The following is a 17,682-nucleotide window of genomic DNA, read 5'->3' on the forward strand; positions in this document are numbered from 1 at the left end:
AGTTTACAGTTAGTTAACGGCACGTTATAGTTTTATCTTGAAGCGATGCCCACAACAAGCCCGACCAAAGGACTGCCATGCCTGATGCATTAAATGAAATATCTACTATCCTTCAACAAAACAACACCTTATTTATTGCGCTTTCTATAATCATCGGTCTCATGGTTGGCAGTTTTTTAAACGTCGTCATCCACCGCCTGCCCAAAATGATGGAGCAAGAATGGCATAACAACTGCCTAGAGCTGCAAGGAAAAGAAATTCCTACTGCCACCAAATACAACCTGTGCCAACCGCGTTCTGCCTGTCCACACTGCGGGCACAATATCTCGGCTTTGGAAAACATACCAATCATTAGCTACCTAGCATTAAGAGGGCGCTGCAAAGGATGCAAAACCCCCATTAGTATGCGCTACCCCTTGATTGAGGCTTTGACCGGGGCTTTAATTGGCGCTATCAGCTGGAAATTTGGCTACACAAGCATCACCTTAATGGCATGGATATTTGCGTTAGCACTCATCACTCTGACTTTTATTGATTTTGACACTCAGCTCCTCCCGGATGACATTACCCTACCTCTACTGTGGTTAGGCATTTTATTTAACTTAAATACCGGATTTACGGATTTAAAATCTGCAGTCATTGGCGCGATGGCGGGATACCTAGTGCTATGGTCTGTTTACTGGCTGTTTAAGCTAATTCGAGGCAAAGAGGGTATGGGCTATGGTGACTTCAAACTACTGGCAGCGATTGGCGCATGGTTTGGCTGGCAGCAACTCCCTGCCGTGGTGCTCTTATCATCCACACTAGGCGCAATCATCGGCATTGCTTTGATTGTAGTCACAAAACGTGGCAAAGAAGTACCTATGCCGTTTGGCCCATTCTTAGCTATTGGCGGCATTGCTGCATTGTTTTTTGGCCAATCACTGGCCACGCTTTACTTGCCGTAGCTAGACCATGTACGTCGTCGCACTCACTGGCGGAATTGGCTCGGGCAAAAGCGAAGCTTCTAGACACTTCGCCAGCCTAGGCATTCCCGTGGTAGATACAGACGTGATTGCCCATGCATTAACAGCACTCGGCAGCCCGTTACTCAACGAAATAGAGCGAATTTTTGGCGCACATTTTTTCAATGACGATGGCACACTTAACCGCGGTAAACTGCGCCAGCATATCTTCAGTGACGCCGATGAAAAAGCGAAGCTGGAACAATTACTACACCCAGCCATCTATGAACAGGCATGGCAAACCCTACAAAACAATGAACAGAACCTACACCCTAGCTACCAACTGCTAGTGGTGCCTTTACTGTTTGAAAATAAGCGCTATCAGTCTATTGCCAACACAACCTTAGTGATTGATTGCGATGAGTCATTACAAATCCAGCGGGCAATGAGCCGCAGCAAGCTCTCGGCCGACGAGGTAAAAAAGCTGATGCTCGCACAAACTTCGAGAGAAAACAGGCGTAATCTTGCCGATGCAATCATAGACAACAGCGGCACCGTACATGAGTTAACGGAAAAAATTAATGAATTCCATAAAAAACTTATTAAGACTTGCATAGTTAGCAAATAAATTTGATAATCCAGTTCAACTTTTAAATTCAATGCAACGGCCTAACCTAAAAAAGCATTTGGCTACATGATTAAACATGCCTAGTTACGACTATCCTTTTAATGAACGCATACGCACGCTGCTACGCGTAGAGGATTTGTTTGCCAAAGTTTTGCATAACGTTGCCGCAGAGCATGAGTTTCAGCATCATTGCGCCCTGCTGACACTTTTACAAATTCTAGACGTGGTTGACCGTGCAGAACTCAAGGTTGACTTACTGCAAGAACTCGACCGCCAGAAAACAGCCATGCGCATGCTGATAGGCAACCCCATTATTTCTGCCGAAGCGTTAGAAGCAACGCTAGACGATATTAGTGTGGCCTCAGATGCGTTACGTGCAGAAACGACTAAACTTGGGCAAACCTTACGTGCTAACGAATGGCTAATGAGCATTAAACAACGCGCAGGCATCCCAGGTGGCGTATGTGAATTTGATGTGCCGTCTTACCACTACTGGCTAGGACTCGGCACAGAACGTCGAAAGCATGACTTAGAGTCATGGATTAAACCGCTGATTCCAATGCAGCAGGCGATCATCATCATCTTACGTATTTTGCGCGGTAGCGGCAGCACCAACAAGCTAGTTGCCACTAACGGTGTTTACCAGCAAATGCTGGGTGGCGTCAGACCGGCGCAAATGTTAAAAATCAACCTTGCAGACAACCTAAACTGCTTCCCTGAGGTAAGTGCCAATAAATACGCAATCAATATTAGATTCAACACGCTAGACTGCACACAGAAACCGCAGAAATTTGAAGAAGATGTAGACTTCACATTAACGCTATGTAACCTTTAAGTGCAATCCTATTAGCCAAGTTACACCCACCTTCAAGTGATAATGCTTAAATCTTAAAGTAAAAGCAAGGCACACCTAGATATGACCCAAAACAAACGCCTGGTTGCATGCCCAACATGCAAAAAACTAGTGGAATTTTCAACGCTTAACGCCTACAGACCATTCTGCAGCAAGCGCTGTGAAATGATAGATTTAGGCGCCTGGGCCAATGAAGACTACGCAATACCAGCAGCAGAAAAAGATAACGACTTACCAGACGAGTTAACGCAGTAAGTATTTAACCACGAAAAATCTCAAGGTGCTCAACATGACAATAGCGCAGCCACACCTATTAGGTAACCATATACAACGCAGCTTGCGTTACGGCTTTGCGCTACTACTTGCTGCAACAGCCACGCTAAGCCATGCACAAGAGAATATCACCATCCACAACCCTTGGGTGAAAGCCACCTATCCGGGGCAAAATATCAGTGCTGGTTATATGACAATCACCAGTGCCAATGATACGACCTTGGTGAAGATTGAAAGTGACGTGAGCGAAAGCGTGGAAATTCACAGCATGAAAATGGAAAACAACGTGATGAAAATGCGCATGCTAGATTCACTGTCACTCGCTGCTGGCAAGCCTTACAAGTTAGAACCGGCTGGTTACCACTTTATGCTATTTGACCTGAAAAAACCGCTAATTGATGCACAAACGGTGAACTTTGAACTGACATTTAAAAATAAGCAGAATATTGAATTCAAACAAAGCGTGAAGGCCACGGTTAAGAATGCCGAAAACAATAGCGGCCCAGCCAACCATAGCGATCACGAACATCACCACAGCCACTGACTTACAAGGCATACCAACCTATAGCGCGCCCCATACATCGCGCTGCATCGCAATTCCGTGCGCGCCATAGGTTCTTGCCGTATCCAGATCCTCCCTGAGCATTCCGCCCAGCGCAAACACAGGTAATGAATACCCTGCAATCAGCTGATTAAATACATCCCAGCCCAGTGGACTTGCATCAGGATGACTTAGCGTTGATTTAACTGGTGATAGCGTCACGTAGTCTAATGCCAGCATTTTTGCATGCGCCAACTCTGCTGCATTATGGCAGGAGGCCCCCACAAGCAGACCTTCAGGCTTAATTTTGAGTTGCATCAACCGCTCTGCGGACAAATGTACGCCAGAAGCGTTAAGTTGCTGTGCACTTTGCACATCTGTATTAATAAACACTTTTGCTTCAAACGGCTTTGCCAGCGCAATCACATGCTCGGCAAACAACATTAAATCCTGTTTGGATAGATGCGGCTCGCGCACCTGTATCATCATCAACCCATTTTCCAGCGCAATTTTTAGACGCTCAAAAAACAGCACCTCCCCCATTTCCTTTAAATTGCTGATGGCATAGGTAGAAGCCAAGCTGAGCGCAGTGAGAATTGGGCTGTTAGCTGGCAACATAGGCCCCACCGTTAGCTTTTCCGGATTCTGCCAACTTAACAATTGATCCTCCAGACCGACCGGATCACCTTGCCACTCCACTACAATAAAAAAATGTAGTTTGACGGCCTTTGCCGGTGTGATTAATTTTCCAGATTGATCATAGCGCGCCTCATACTCATAAGTGCGCGTAATCCATGAGTGAAAGCGCGTGACCGTAATGCCCAACTCCTCCTGCAACTCCCGCTTCAGGGCTTGCGCAGGCGTCTCGTTAGGCTCTACCTTACCACCTGGAAACTCCCAATACCCCTCCCAAGGTTTACCAGCCGGGCGCTCGCCTAGCAACACCATACCGTTATCGCGCTGAATGATACCAACTGCCGCTTCTGTCACTTGCGAAGCCGGCATGCTGGTGATCGAACTATCTGAGGATAAATTAAGGGCGCTGTTGCTCATGTTTTAGGTTTTCTTGTTAGCTTGAGTTGGATGCAGCTTAATGATGATTAAGAGCGATAGTCTGCATTAATCTTTACGTAATCATACGAGAAGTCACATGTCCAAATCGTCACTGCGGCATCACCACGATTAAGCACTACGCGCACAACGATATCAGATTCACTCATCACAGCTGAACCTTGCTCCTCTAGGTATGAGCTAGCGCGGCCACCCTGCTCTGCCACTAACACATCCCCCAAATACAATTGCAAGGCATTCACATCCAAATCATCTACGCCTGCATAGCCAATCGCAGCCAAGATGCGGCCTAAGTTAGGATCCGATGCAAAAAATGCGGTTTTAACCAATGGCGAATGCGCAATGGCATAAGCCACTTTGCGGCATTCTTCTTCATTTTGTCCACGCTCAACAACAATCGACATAAACTTGGTTGCGCCTTCACCGTCGCGCACAATCGCTTGTGCTAACTCAACGGCCACATCGGTGAACGCATCGCGCAGCGCAATATAGTCTGCACTACTTTCGGTAATTTCAGCGTTGGCAGCTTGGTTGGTCGCCATAAAAATCAGGCTATCATTGGTCGAAGTGTCGCCATCTACCGTAATGCAGTTAAATGACTTATTCACTGCATATTGAATCATACTTTCGAGTGCAGATTGGCTAATCGCAGCATCTGTTGCAACATAGCCCAGCATGGTTGCCATATTAGGATGAATCATGCCTGAGCCTTTGCTCATGCCTGTAATGGTGATAGTTTTACCACCCACGTTCAATTGACGAGATGTGCCTTTAGCCACAATATCGGTCGTCATAATCGCCTCAGCGGCATTCAGCCAGTTATCCGCTTTTAAATTAGCGATAGCTGCTGGCAAACCAGCCACTACTTTATCAACAGGCAACGGCTCTAAAATAACACCGGTAGAAAATGGCAGCACTTGATTTGCCTGAATACCAAGCAAGCTAGCTAGCGCGTCGCAGCTCCGCTGAGCACGTTGCAGGCCATCCTCACCGGTGCCAGCATTGGCACAGCCAGTATTAACCAGCAAAGCACGGATACCAGCTTGTTGCGCTAAAAAGTCTTTACAAAGCACCACGGGTGCAGCACAGAAACGATTTTTAGTAAAAACACCAGCCACGCGCGTACCCTCAGCGAGCTTGATCACCAACACATCTTTACGGTTAGGTTTTCTTACGTGTGCCTCCGCATAACCCAATTCAACGCCATTTACAGGCAATAAAGATGAAGCTAGAGGTGCAGTTAATTTAACTGGCATAACAGTTCCTTACTCATTTCCAATAATATTTAAATAACAAGCTGATTAAGCATTACGCCAAGTTGTACCTTGCGGTGTATCTTCTAAAATAATCCCAGCTTCTGCCAGTTCTTTACGAATGCGGTCTGCCTCAGCAAAGTTTTTGGCCTGTTTTGCCTCAAGGCGCTTTGTGATTAAATCATCCACGTTCAACGCCGCCGCCTCAACATCTGACGCTACTGCGTTACTGGCAGCACCTGACTTAGCCTGCAAAAACTCGTCTGAGTCGCGTGACAATAGGCCAAGCACACCAGCCAAATGCTTAAGTAAACTCGCAGCTTCTACAGACTTGGTTTTATTCACTTCATTTGCCAAATCAAACAGCACCGCCATTGCTTCCGGTGTATTAAAGTCATCATCCATGGCCAGCTTGAAACGCGCAGCATAAGGATGTTGCCAATCAACAGTGAAATCAGCAAACGCTAAACCACGCAACGCTGTATATAGACGCGTGAGCGCTAATTTGGCGTCATTCAAATGCTGGTCGCTGTAATTGAGTGGGCTACGATAGTGCGCGCGCAAGATAAAAAAGCGAATGACTTCTGCATCATATTTTTCTAGCACGGTACGTATCGTAAAGAAATTGCCCAATGATTTGGACATTTTTTCATCATCCACACGTACAAAACCGTTATGCATCCAATAATTCACCATCTGACAGGGCTTGCCATCATGGCTATGCGCAGCCTCAGACTGTGCAATTTCATTTTCATGATGCGGGAATTGCAAGTCTTGCCCGCCACCGTGAATATCAAAATGTTGGCCTAAGTGATGCGAGCTCATGGCAGAACATTCAATATGCCAGCCCGGCCGACCCTTACCCCACGGAGAATCCCAGCTTGGCTCGCCAGGTTTTGCTGCTTTCCATAACACAAAATCCATAGGATCTTTTTTAAAGGTATCTACCTCAACGCGCTCACCTGCACGTAAATCCTCTAAAGACTTGCCTGATAACTTGCCGTAACCTTGAAAGCTGCTTACAGAATAAAACACATCGCCGTTAGCGGCCGGATAGGCAAACCCTTTGTCAATTAATGTAGCAATCATGGTAAGCATGCCGCCGACAAACTCGGTAGCCTTAGGTTCTATATCAGGACGCAACACACCCAGCTTGGCAGAATCCTCATCCATGGCGTCGATAAAACGCTGAGTCAGTTGTGCAATAGTTTCGTTATTTTCATTGGCGCGCTTAATAATTTTGTCGTCAATGTCGGTCACATTGCGCACATAAGTCACTTGATAGCCAGAGGCCCTTAACCAGCGGCTCACCATATCAAAAACCACCATCACGCGCGCGTGGCCTAAATGACAATAATCATAAACCGTCATACCACATACATACATACTGACCTTGCCAGCAACAATCGGGGTAAATGTTTGCTTTTCGCGGGCTAATGTATTGTAAATTTTTAACATATATTTAAGAGCTAGAGGGTTGGTTATTTGTTTTTATCTGAAACTAAGCGCCCACCATGCCGATTAATGTGCGCAATGAAGAAATATATTGGCTTAAATCAAAATGAGCTATTGGAGGTTGCTTAGGCTATTGATAGAATTACACTTTATTTATTCACCCAAAAAGTATATCACAATGAATAATTTTATTGCGTCACTGACTCCTTCAATCGCTCGCTTTGTTCTAGTAGCTTCAGCAAGTTTTGCATTCAATATCGCATCTGCAGACGAACTCAAAGACATCTCAAAACTAGCTGACCAAGGTCAAACTGCTGTAGCGCTTGACCGCATCAATACATTTATTGCGGCAAACCCAAAAAACGCACAGGCATTGTTCATGAAAGGCGTATTGCTAGCTGAGCAAGGACGTAGAGATGAAGCAATCAAATCATTCACTGAAGTGACTGAACGCTTCCCAAACCTGCCAGAGCCTTACAACAACCTAGCAGTGTTATACGCAGACCAAGGTCAGTTTGATAAAGCGCGTAAAGCACTGGAAACTGCAATTAAAACCCATCCTAGCTATGCAACCGCTCACGAAAACCTAGGCGACATTTATGCGCGCATGGCCAGTGAAGCTTATGACAAAGCGCTGCAACTTGACACTGCCAACACACGCGCACAAGGCAAACTATCTTTAATTAAAGACCTGTTCGGCACTGGCAACAAAACAACTATTGCTGCTAGCGCGCCTGCAAAAGCTGCTAGCTCGCCAAGTACACCAAGCGCAGCAGCGCCGGCACCTGCGGCTGAAGTGAAAAAAGCATCAAGCCCAGCAAGCAACAATGCAGACAACATTACAGCGTCTATCAACAGTTGGGCGCAAGCTTGGTCTAACAAAGACTTGAACAAATACTTTGCTAGCTACGCAGATGACTTTAAGCCGGCTAAAGGCCAAAATTACAAAGCATGGGAAAAACAAAGACGCGAACGCATTAGCGCTCCATCTAAAATTAACGTAGAACTTAACAATATTGCGGTGGTCGCAAATGAAGGCAATACAGCAAAAGTACGCTTCAAACAAAGCTACCAAGCTGACAAACGCGCACCAATCCGCACCAGCAAAACACTATTGCTGAAAAAATCAGGCGACAACTGGTTAATTACTGAAGAAATTGCAAGCAACTAGTAGTGAATGGTATTGAAATATAAGGCATGATGATTAACAAAGCACTGACCTATACGCTATTAGCTGCCATTACGCTGGTGCCATGGAATGCAACCGCTGTGAATCGCTTTAGCTTTGGCAACCTGTTGCCCAAAGCTAGCTTCGGTAGCGCAGCAGCCATCGCATCTAATGCGGCAGCTAATCTCGTAGAGGAGTTACTGGTAAAAAGTTTATTCGAGATTTCTGAAGGCAAACACCAGCAAGCGCTCAATACCATAGACCAGTTGATTCAAAGCGTTCCTAACTTTAAGCTCGCACACTTGGTACGTGGCGACTTACTCATGGCGCAAGGCAAGTATTTACAAGCGTTTGGCGACCCGACCATCAATCGTCCAGATGCAGTGCAAGACTTGCAGGAAGAAGCGCGCGTTCGTATTGAACGTTACTTAGCTAAGCAATCCAAAGCAAAGCAACCCAATTTAATTCTGGCACCCAACGCCCAGCAAAATCATTTGATGCTGGTTGACACCAGTAAATCCAGATTGTATCTGTATGAAAAACAGGACAACCAACTCAAATACGTTGCCGATTACTACATTACCGTAGGCAAAAATGGTGTTGAGAAGCAGACCGAAGGCGACAAGCGCACACCGATTGGCGTTTACTTTGCCAGCACCAAACTAAAGCAGCAGCTACCCGACTTTTACGGTGAAGGCGCTTATCCGCTGAGCTACCCTAACGAATGGGATAAAGCACACAACAGAAACGGCTCTGGTATCTGGCTGCACGGCACACCGAGCAGCACTTACAGCCGCCCGCCGCGCGCAAGTGATGGCTGTGTAGTGGTTGCCAATCAAGACTTAAAAGCACTGGAACCTGCACTACAGTCGGGTAAAACCCCGATTATCATTGCCAACAATTTGGAGTGGTTAAATAGCTCTGATGCACCCGAAGCTGAAAAAGAGTTACTTAACTCAGCAATAGATCATTGGCTGAACGACTGGCGCGCACAGGATACCGAGAAATACCTGTCGCATTACTCCAAAGACTTCTCAACCAATGGCATCAACTATGAACAATGGGCTGAACATAAATACCGCGTGCAGGCCAGCAAACCGGACATTGATATTGCACTATCTAATATCAGCATGTTTAGCTACCCTGACCCACAAAAAAAACTGGTGGTAGTTGAGTTCACGCAAAGCTTCACCAGTCCGCACTTAAAAAATACCATGCTAAAACGCCAGTACTGGATTCAAGAAGGCAGCCGCTGGAAAATCATTTATGAAGGTACGGCTTAGCTTCTACTAAGCCGCTTCAATCATCACTCAAGGAACCCTATGCGCAAACTTTATATTCTTCTAACCTTAATGTTACTAAGCAGCACAGCAATGGCTGCCAACCCACAAGTTGTTTTTGAAACCAACCGTGGCAACTTTATCGTAGAACTCTACCCTGAAAAAGCGCCTAAAACCGTGGCAAACTTCTTGGCATATGTGAACTCAGGCTTTTATCAAGACACGATTTTCCATCGTGTTATTAAGCGCTTTATGATTCAAGGCGGTGGCTTTAATGCCGATATGACAGAAAAAGAAACGCGTGCACCGATTGTAAACGAATCAAACAATGGCCTCGCCAATGAAGTGGGCACGATTGCCATGGCAAGAACCTCCGACCCGGATTCTGCAACCTCACAGTTTTTTATTAACTTAGAGAACAACCAGTTTCTTAACTACCAAAGCCCAGATGCACAACTGATTGGCTACTGCGTGTTTGGTCGAGTGCTAAAAGGCATGGATGTGGTGCGCGATATTGCCGCCACCTCAACGGCTAATGTCGGCCCCTATGGCGACGTACCAAGATCACCTATCGTTGTGCATCAGGTTAAAGTTAACAAAACGCCGTTATAAGCACATAGCTAATTTTCACTAGGTATATCTTCAACAGTTTTAACAATTATTTATTAAGGAAATTTCGTGGTTAAACTACAAACAAATTTTGGCGATATCACTATCGAACTCAATGCTGAAAAAGCACCGATTACAGTAGCTAACTTTTTACAGTACGTGGATAACGGTTTTTATGACAGCACAATTTTTCACCGCGTGATTAATGGCTTTATGATTCAAGGTGGTGGTTTTGATACAACCATGACACAAAAAAGCACAGAAGCTGAAATTAAAAATGAAGCAGACAATGGCTTAGGTAACGAAAAATACACCATTGCTATGGCACGTACATCTGCACCACACTCAGCAAGCAGTCAGTTCTTTATCAACGTTGCAAACAATGAGTTCTTAAACCACACTGCACCTAGCGGTAACGGTTGGGGCTACTGTGTTTTCGGTAAAGTAGTGGAAGGTATGGACGTGGTTGATAAAATCAAACAAGTTGCTACTACCAGCCTTAAAGGTCATCAAGACGTGCCATCAAGCAACGTAGTGATTGAGCGTGCTACACGCGTTTAAACCTTAGTATTGATTAGCATTGGTTTGTTTAAGAACACTCACCCAGTTAAATAATATATTGGTTAAACAATATGCTGAAATTTCTAAGCAAACTAAGCAATCGCAATAGAATCGGGGCTGTACATTTTGGTTAATCTCAATACTGGCAGCTCCGCTTCATCAGATGTGACTATTTTCATTTCTGATCTACATCTATGCGCGAGTCGCCCACACATCACTAGCGCCTTCCTGCAATTTCTGTCATCTGACGCAAAGTCAGCTAAAGCACTTTATATACTAGGTGATTTATTTGAATACTGGGCTGGTGACGATGACGTTGAAGACGACTTTAACAAACAAATCATTCAAGGCTTTAAACAATTAGCCACGTCCGGCGTCTCTATTTACTTGATGCACGGTAACCGTGACTTCTTAATTACAGATGATTTCTGTAAAGCGGCACATATACATTTAATCAATGACCCTACATTGATCGACCTATATGGAAACACCGCCCTATTAAGCCACGGCGATGCATTATGCACAGATGATGTCACGTATCAGCAGTTCCGCACGCAAGTGAGAAATAAGCAATGGCAATCAGAATTTTTGAGCCAGCCATTGCAGGCGCGCAAAAGTCAGATTGAAGCCATTAGGTTACGTAGTGAACAAGAGAAATCCAACAAGTCGGCTGCAATTATGGATGTGAATCCAGATGCAGTAAGCCAGTTGCTAAAAGAATACAAGCACCCTAGCCTGCTTATTCATGGCCACACACACAGACCAAACCAACACCAATTACTGGTAGAGGGTAAAACAACCACTAGATGGGTACTGGGTGACTGGTATGAACAAGGCAGCTATCTGATTTGCGATGCATCAGGCTGCCGCAGCGTTAATCTCAACTGTACCTAATCCAACCTACCCTACCAATCACTTATTACGGTAGGTAGCCGGGGATCTGCGTTAAATCGACGTGATCAATCTGTTCAGGCTCTAAAAACTCCTGCGCGTACTTCAGGTAAATACCTTCTCGTATAAAGATATCAAACAACTCAGGGTCTATATGATTATCGACTTTCATTCTGCCCAAAATCGCTAATGACTCAGAAAGGGTTTTTGCCTTTTTATAAGGCCTATCCTTCGAGGTCAGCGCCTCAAAGATATCAGCGATTCCCATCACGCGCGCCGGCACTGACATTTGCGCTCGTGTCAGCCCTTTAGGATAGCCACTACCATCCATATGCTCATGGTGACCGCAGGCATACTCAGGAACGCGCGCCAGACTCTGTGGATAAGGTAAGGAATCCAGCATGCTAATAGTCACAACAATATGGTTATTAATGACCTGACGCTCTTCAGCAGTTAAAGTACCGCGCTTGATACTTAAATTATAGGTTTCATCTTCATTCAAAAATGGCACCTTATTGCCCAAGGCGTCTAACATCTCCAACTTAGCAATCTCTTGTATGCGCTGTAAATCACTCGCCGTCATCGACTCACTACCAATATTGGAAATCCTTAAAAAAGCGCTGGCCTCATCGCAATACGCTTTAAAAGCATCTAGCTTAGATTGCTGCTGATTGAACGTCTTTTGGTCTGCTCCGCCAGCTTTCAACATTGCCACTTGCTCTCTCAGCATGGCGCACTCAGCCTGCTGTTTTAAGAGTTCAAACCTTTGGTCAACTAACTGGATTCGATCAAAAATCGAAGATAGTTTTGTCGGCTTATCCATAATGGCTTCTGGTGTTGTCACTTTGCCACAATCATGCAGCCAGCTCGCCACTTTTAGCTCATAAAGCTCATTCTCGTTAAGCGTAAAATCTTTAAAAGGCCCGGTTTTGGCGTCAATCAAAGCTTGCGTAAGCATCATAGTCAGCTCTGGTACGCGTCGGCAATGCCCTCCGGTATAAGGTGACTTCTGGTCAATCGCATCCGCAATCAACTCAATAAACGCCTCAAACAAGCCTTTAAGGCCGTCAATCAAATGATGATTAGTCATCGCAACGGCAGCTTGCGACGCTAACGACTCGACTAAGGTCTGATTAGCCACCGAGAATGGAATAATGGCACCGGTATCAGTATCGATGGCATTGATGAGTTGCAACACACCAATCACTTTTGACTCATGATCTTTCATCGGAATCGTTAAAAACGATTCCGAGTGATAGCCAGTTTTTTCATCAAATTTGCGCGTGCCAGAGAAATCAAAACTATCGACCTCACGCACATTCGCGATATTAACCGTTTGATCCTGTAAGGTTGCATAGGCGGCAACCGTGGTTAGGTTAGGGCTGCCGTCTGCCAAATATAAAGGTAATGGTAAAAATGGAATTTCCTTACCCGTCGTGCCACCCAGATACATGTTGAGCGACTTATTACGCATCATTTCAAACTTGAGATGCTGATCTTGCGTAATGGTATAAAGGGTACCGCCATCAGCATTGGTAATCTCTTGTGCGCCAAGCAGAATCATTTCTAACAAGCGCTGGTGATCGCGCTCAGCTGAGAGCGCAATGCCGATTGCGTTTAGGCGCTCTAGCTGCGCTAATAAGTATGGGTGCTGATGTTCAAACATTGAATGCTATACCTCATTAACTGGGTAACTCAAACTTCTTTAACACTGTGCCATGAGCACATAACGCAACACTCTAAGCAATACCCAAGCACAATAACGCTATGCATGAGATAAATAGAACTCCATTTTCACACCCGCCAGTTCAATCACATCATGATCGACCAAGGCATGCGCCTGCACACCTGTAGAAACGCCATTGACCACTGGCAAGACCTTACCTTCGACATGCGTAATAAAATAACCATTCGGGCGCTTAGTAATCACAGCAACCTGCACGCCAGTTTTGCCTAATGTGGTCAGTGCTTTATTCAGCACCAACTCCCGCCCACTGCTAGTGCCATTTAATACCTGTATCTTGCCAACTAAAGCTGGCTGCACTTGGTCATCATCGTCAGATAGTACATTTGAAATAGCTGACGGCCTGGCACTTTGCCGCGGTGACGAAGCTTGCGCTACGGATGTGGAGTTAGAGTGAGGTTGGTATGGTTTAGTACTGAAAGCCTCAGGGTGTACCATCATTGTTTTCTCGAACGCGGCTGCACTCGCCTCATGCTCAAGAAATGCAAGGTGGAACCGACCTAGCTCAATCACATCTTCATTGTTTAACTGTTGTTTTTTAACGACGGTATTATTGATGCGCGTACCATTGGTACTATTGAGGTCTTCCACAAAGAAATCATTCCCCTGCTTCAGGATGACAGCATGCTCACCACTGATGGCTAGATTATCAAGGTAAATGTCATTGCTGGATTTACGACCGATGGTGGTTTTAAGATGGGTTAATGTATATTCATTTAAGTATGAACCGTCTAGGGTAAGAATAAGCTTTGCCATAATCTATCCTGTTACTTTATCCAACCTATAAAATTATCATACCAGGTATTCTTATCTTCATAAGCACTATTCACTTTGGCTAGTATGACAGAAACATTATCTTTACCGCCATGATTATTCGCCAGCTGCACCAAAGCATCGGCCGCGCTGGATAAATCCAATAAGTAATGATTAAGCGTTGCCTGGATGAGATCATCATCCACTAAATCACTCAGGCCGTCAGAGCAGAGTAAATAAACATCGCCAACTTCCACCTTAAATTCGTTCAGCTCTAGTTCGACCTCTGAATCAACCCCTAAAGCTCTGGTCACCAAGTTTTTATGGGTACAATGCTTTGCTTGCTCCAGAGTCACGACACCAGCTCTAATCTCTTCCTGAAGCAGGGAGTGGTCTTCGGTCATTTGCTGCAACTGATGGTTTCGCAGCCTATAGACGCGGGAGTCGCCAATATGACCGACGAACAACTGATTGTTCGCGAACAAACCTAACGCCAAAGTTGTACCCATACCCGCACATTGCGAGTATGTTTGTGATGCCTGATAAATAGATGCATTAGCCGTAGCCACGACATCGATCAAAAGCTTTCTGAGAATCGCTTTACTTACAAAGGGTCTATCAACGACATTTAGCCCGCCAGAAGCCACTGAATGAGAGCCTAAGGCCTCACTGAGTTCAGCGGTGATACTAAGCACCGCTATCTCACTAGCCACCTCGCCAGCATTGTAACCACCCATACCATCAGCCAGAATCATAAAACCAATACTAGCATCACTAGCAATTGCATCTTCATTGTGACTACGCAACAACCCAACATCTGTTAAACGTACAATTTCTAGAGCGTGCCTCAAATCCATGATATCTGTCTTGACTGAGCATGCATCACAAAGCAACCGCGTACAATGTCAGCGACTAGCTTCTCGCGGCTTTAACTTCAGCTTCGCGTACATCTGCCGCAAATTTATCTAACACACCGTTGATATATTTATGTCCATCCGTACCACCAAACACTTTCGCCAACTCAACACCTTCGTTGATCACAACACGGTATGGAATAGTTAAATCAAACATCAATTCACAGCCTGCAATACGTAAAATCGCATGCTCTACAGGGCTAAGCTCAGTAATTGAACGGTCAATAAAGTTAACAATCTTGTCATCAATCGCTACCAAGTTCTCTGTCACCGCTTGCAATAAATGCTTAAAGTAAGCTTCATCGGCCTTGTTGTAATCGGGGTCATCACGCATATCACGGAACACTTGTGACAGCTCTGAGTCATTTAACATCCCGCGGTAAACTGCTTTTAATACAAGTTCGCGTGATTTTCTACGATTCTGACTACCGCTTTTTTTGGCACCGCTTCTAGACCCGGGCTTTTTAACACCAATACTGGCAGCAGTGCCCGCCTCGGCTTCAGCATCCACTACTAAGCTTGTTACTGCTGGTTTATTTTCAATCATAACGCTTTAACCAAATTAAACATCTCAACAGCTACCTGAGCTGCCTCAGCACCTTTAATATGCATACGTGCAATCGCCTGATCATCATCTTCTGTAGTGAGCACCGCATTTGCAACAGGCACACCAGTATTCAATTGCACCTCTGAAATACCACGAGCAGACTCATTGGCAACCACTTCAAAATGATAGGTCTCGCCGCGGATAATCGCGCCCAATGCAATTAATGCATCATACTTTTCACTTAAAGCCATGTGTTGAAGAATCAATGGTGTTTCCAACGCGCCTGGCACCGTTGCAATCGTAATCGCATCACTAGCCACGCCTAACTTAAGTAGCTCGTTCTTACATGCCTCTAGTAAACCGTCACCAATATTGCTGTTAAATCTTGATAAAACAACACCTACCTGCATCCCTGATCCATCTAGGTTTTTCTTAATTTCTCTCACTTACGCTTCCTTTAAACTTGCTTAAACTTAATAAAGCAATATTTTACCGCATATCGCCAATATCATAGGCGATATATTCAGAGCACTCTACCTAGATAAAATCAGCATCAACTAATGAAACAATATCCAAGCTTTTTGCAAGGTACTGAATATGCCATACGAAATTGGAATAGCAACCAACGTCCACGCTACCAGCGCCAGCAGCGGATGGCTTTCAGATTGCTGGCTTTCTATTTTATCGCCATTTAATTTGATGGATTTTTCATGTGCCAGTTGCCGTTCTGCTTCCAACTCGGCATCAGTCATATAATGCTTTTCTGCTACGGGTTTTACCAACAAATTACAGATAAAGCCAAGCAAAAGCAGCGTGGCTAAAACATACATAATCACATTGTATGCGGCGCTTGCAGGCACACCGTGATCCAACTGGTAATCTCGCAGATAATTGACAATCACCGGACCCAGTACGCCTGCAGTAGCCCAGGCGGTTAAGAGTCGCCCATGAATCGCACCCACATGCTGAGTGCCAAAGATATCTGCCAAGTAAGCTGGAATAGTTGAAAAGCCACCGCCATACATGGTCAAGATAACGCAGAACAGCCCCGCAAACACGGCAACACTACCGGTACCACCTGCCCAAGGCGCAGAGATATACAAAAAGAAGCCTAATGCAAAAAAGATAATATAGGTACGCTTGCGCCCCAACCAGTCTGACAACGATGCCCAACCAATACGGCCGATAATATTAAATAGTGAGAGTAAACCGGCAAAGCCAGCCCCAATCGCAGTCACGCGCAGCAGCTGATCCGGTGACAGTTGAGCTAACTTCAATTGCTCGCCGATTAACGCACCACCAAATACTTCTTGCAGCATAGGAGAGGCCATACCAATTACACCAATACCTGCGCTCACATTAAGACAAAGCACCGCCCAAAGCAGCCAGAACTGTGGTGTTTTATGGGCATGATTCACATGTACATGGCGGTTAGTAATCATGCTATTACCGTTATTCACAGGCGGCACCCAGCCCTTAGGCACCCAGCCGGTTGGCGGTACGCGGTAACTTAATGCACCAATCATCATAGCTATAAAATAGAACACACCCATAATTGCAAAAGTCTGCCACACACCAACAGAAGTCGGCGTAGCAAAGTGCGACATCATCGTGTTAGCAAGTGGGGCACCAATCATTGCACCACCACCAAACCCCATAATTGCCATGCCGGTAGCCATACCGCGACGATCAGGGAACCACTTAATCAATGTAGAAACTGGTGAAATATACCCCAAACCCAAACCAATCCCGCCAATCACCCCAGAGCCTAGCCACATCAACCATAATTGATGGGTATAAACACCATATGAGGACAAAAGAAGGCCACCACCCCAGCATACCGCTGCTACTGCGCCTGCTTTACGTGGCCCAGCATGCTCCAGCCAATGACCGAATACTGCCGCTGATGTGCCTAAAAATACAAAGAATAAAGTAAACATCCAGCCTAAATCACTGACTTTCCAGTCACAATCAGTCGCGAAAGCACGTGCCCATATTCCCATGGTATCTGCACATGCGATTGGGTCTTGAATACCAAGTGCTTTAGAGAGCGGTAGCCAGAACACACTAAACCCATACGCCATACCTATCGACAAATGGATTGCCAAGGCAGCAGGCGGCACCAGCCAACGATTAAAACTAGGGCTGGCCGTGATTCTCTCTTTAGAAAAAAAATCCGTCATTCGTTACTCTCCAC

Annotated in this window: 19 protein-coding genes; 10 read left to right on the top strand and 9 right to left on the bottom strand. The window is 45.4% G+C overall.

The genetic code is table 11. The features are described from left to right. The first annotated feature begins 77 nt into the window (after positions 1-77). The 5 genes from C3Y98_RS00675 to C3Y98_RS00695 all read left to right on the top strand — a co-directional run bounded on the left by C3Y98_RS00675 (position 78) and on the right by C3Y98_RS00695 (position 3,242). Positions 78-947 (top strand): prepilin peptidase, encoded by an 870-nt coding sequence (locus tag C3Y98_RS00675; RefSeq protein ID WP_135276207.1) that lies wholly within the window; start codon positions 78-80, stop codon positions 945-947. Between the two features lie 7 nt (positions 948-954). Beyond that, positions 955-1,572 (top strand): dephospho-CoA kinase, encoded by a 618-nt coding sequence (gene coaE / locus C3Y98_RS00680; protein WP_135276208.1) that lies wholly within the window; start codon positions 955-957, stop codon positions 1,570-1,572. Positions 1,573-1,648: 76 nt separating this feature from the next. Next, the gene (gene zapD / locus C3Y98_RS00685) at positions 1,649-2,407 is read left to right on the top strand and encodes a cell division protein ZapD (protein ID WP_135276209.1); all 759 of its coding nucleotides are present in this window, start codon (positions 1,649-1,651) and stop codon (positions 2,405-2,407) included. Positions 2,408-2,488: 81 nt separating this feature from the next. Beyond that, positions 2,489-2,680 (top strand): DNA gyrase inhibitor YacG, encoded by a 192-nt coding sequence (gene yacG / locus C3Y98_RS00690; RefSeq protein ID WP_135276210.1) that lies wholly within the window; start codon positions 2,489-2,491, stop codon positions 2,678-2,680. A gap of 34 nt (positions 2,681-2,714) precedes the next feature. Continuing rightward, complete coding sequence (locus tag C3Y98_RS00695; protein WP_135276211.1) at positions 2,715-3,242, top strand: copper chaperone PCu(A)C; 528 nt, start codon at positions 2,715-2,717, stop codon at positions 3,240-3,242. Between the two features lie 18 nt (positions 3,243-3,260). Here C3Y98_RS00695 and C3Y98_RS00700 read toward each other — a convergent pair whose 3' ends face one another. From C3Y98_RS00700 to cysS, 3 genes are read right to left on the bottom strand one after another with little or no spacing between them, the layout of a single operon-like run. Beyond that, positions 3,261-4,292 carry a Nudix family hydrolase gene (locus tag C3Y98_RS00700; RefSeq protein ID WP_245234275.1) on the bottom strand — a complete coding sequence of 344 codons (1,032 nt, stop codon included), beginning with the start codon at positions 4,290-4,292 and terminating at the stop codon, positions 3,261-3,263. 47 nt (positions 4,293-4,339) lie between these two features. After that, positions 4,340-5,566, bottom strand: coding sequence for a bifunctional glutamate N-acetyltransferase/amino-acid acetyltransferase ArgJ (gene argJ / locus C3Y98_RS00705; protein WP_135276212.1), 1,227 nt, complete (start codon positions 5,564-5,566; stop codon positions 4,340-4,342). 45 nt (positions 5,567-5,611) lie between these two features. Then, positions 5,612-7,021 carry a cysteine--tRNA ligase gene (gene cysS, locus C3Y98_RS00710; RefSeq protein ID WP_135276213.1) on the bottom strand — a complete coding sequence of 470 codons (1,410 nt, stop codon included), beginning with the start codon at positions 7,019-7,021 and terminating at the stop codon, positions 5,612-5,614. A gap of 175 nt (positions 7,022-7,196) precedes the next feature. Here cysS and C3Y98_RS00715 point away from each other — a divergent pair, with 175 nt between their 5' ends. The 5 genes from C3Y98_RS00715 to C3Y98_RS00735 all read left to right on the top strand — a co-directional run bounded on the left by C3Y98_RS00715 (position 7,197) and on the right by C3Y98_RS00735 (position 11,530). Further along, on the top strand, positions 7,197-8,189 hold the full coding sequence (locus C3Y98_RS00715) for a tetratricopeptide repeat protein (protein WP_135276214.1): 993 nt from the start codon (positions 7,197-7,199) through the stop codon (positions 8,187-8,189). Between the two features lie 26 nt (positions 8,190-8,215). Next, a complete protein-coding gene (locus C3Y98_RS00720) occupies positions 8,216-9,469 on the top strand; it encodes a L,D-transpeptidase family protein (protein ID WP_135276215.1) in 1,254 nt (417 codons plus the stop codon). A gap of 39 nt (positions 9,470-9,508) precedes the next feature. Continuing rightward, a complete protein-coding gene (locus tag C3Y98_RS00725; RefSeq protein WP_135276216.1) occupies positions 9,509-10,078 on the top strand; it encodes a peptidylprolyl isomerase in 570 nt (189 codons plus the stop codon). A gap of 66 nt (positions 10,079-10,144) precedes the next feature. Continuing rightward, positions 10,145-10,636, top strand: coding sequence for a peptidylprolyl isomerase (locus C3Y98_RS00730; RefSeq protein ID WP_135276217.1), 492 nt, complete (start codon positions 10,145-10,147; stop codon positions 10,634-10,636). 126 nt (positions 10,637-10,762) lie between these two features. Continuing rightward, positions 10,763-11,530 carry a UDP-2,3-diacylglucosamine diphosphatase gene (locus tag C3Y98_RS00735; RefSeq protein WP_135276218.1) on the top strand — a complete coding sequence of 256 codons (768 nt, stop codon included), beginning with the start codon at positions 10,763-10,765 and terminating at the stop codon, positions 11,528-11,530. 25 nt (positions 11,531-11,555) lie between these two features. Here C3Y98_RS00735 and C3Y98_RS00740 read toward each other — a convergent pair whose 3' ends face one another. The 6 genes from C3Y98_RS00740 to C3Y98_RS00765 all read right to left on the bottom strand — a co-directional run bounded on the left by C3Y98_RS00740 (position 11,556) and on the right by C3Y98_RS00765 (position 17,668). Further along, on the bottom strand, positions 11,556-13,193 hold the full coding sequence (locus C3Y98_RS00740) for an HD family phosphohydrolase (protein WP_135276219.1): 1,638 nt from the start codon (positions 13,191-13,193) through the stop codon (positions 11,556-11,558). Positions 13,194-13,292: 99 nt separating this feature from the next. Next, the gene (locus tag C3Y98_RS00745; RefSeq protein ID WP_135276220.1) at positions 13,293-14,027 is read right to left on the bottom strand and encodes an FHA domain-containing protein; all 735 of its coding nucleotides are present in this window, start codon (positions 14,025-14,027) and stop codon (positions 13,293-13,295) included. 11 nt (positions 14,028-14,038) lie between these two features. Beyond that, on the bottom strand, positions 14,039-14,881 hold the full coding sequence (locus tag C3Y98_RS00750) for a Stp1/IreP family PP2C-type Ser/Thr phosphatase (RefSeq protein ID WP_135276221.1): 843 nt from the start codon (positions 14,879-14,881) through the stop codon (positions 14,039-14,041). A 55-nt stretch (positions 14,882-14,936) separates the two neighbouring features. Continuing rightward, complete coding sequence (gene nusB, locus C3Y98_RS00755; RefSeq protein WP_209308714.1) at positions 14,937-15,485, bottom strand: transcription antitermination factor NusB; 549 nt, start codon at positions 15,483-15,485, stop codon at positions 14,937-14,939. After that, positions 15,482-15,931, bottom strand: coding sequence for a 6,7-dimethyl-8-ribityllumazine synthase (gene ribH, locus C3Y98_RS00760; RefSeq protein WP_019899568.1), 450 nt, complete (start codon positions 15,929-15,931; stop codon positions 15,482-15,484). Before ribH ends, nusB begins: the two co-directional genes overlap by 4 nt. Before the next feature lie 111 nt (positions 15,932-16,042). Further along, on the bottom strand, positions 16,043-17,668 hold the full coding sequence (locus C3Y98_RS00765) for an OFA family MFS transporter (protein ID WP_135276222.1): 1,626 nt from the start codon (positions 17,666-17,668) through the stop codon (positions 16,043-16,045). Positions 17,669-17,682 lie beyond the last annotated feature (14 nt).

Origin of the sequence: Methylotenera oryzisoli (assembly GCF_004661485.1) — a bacterium.
Taxonomy (GTDB): Bacteria; Pseudomonadota; Gammaproteobacteria; order Burkholderiales; family Methylophilaceae; genus Methylotenera; species Methylotenera oryzisoli.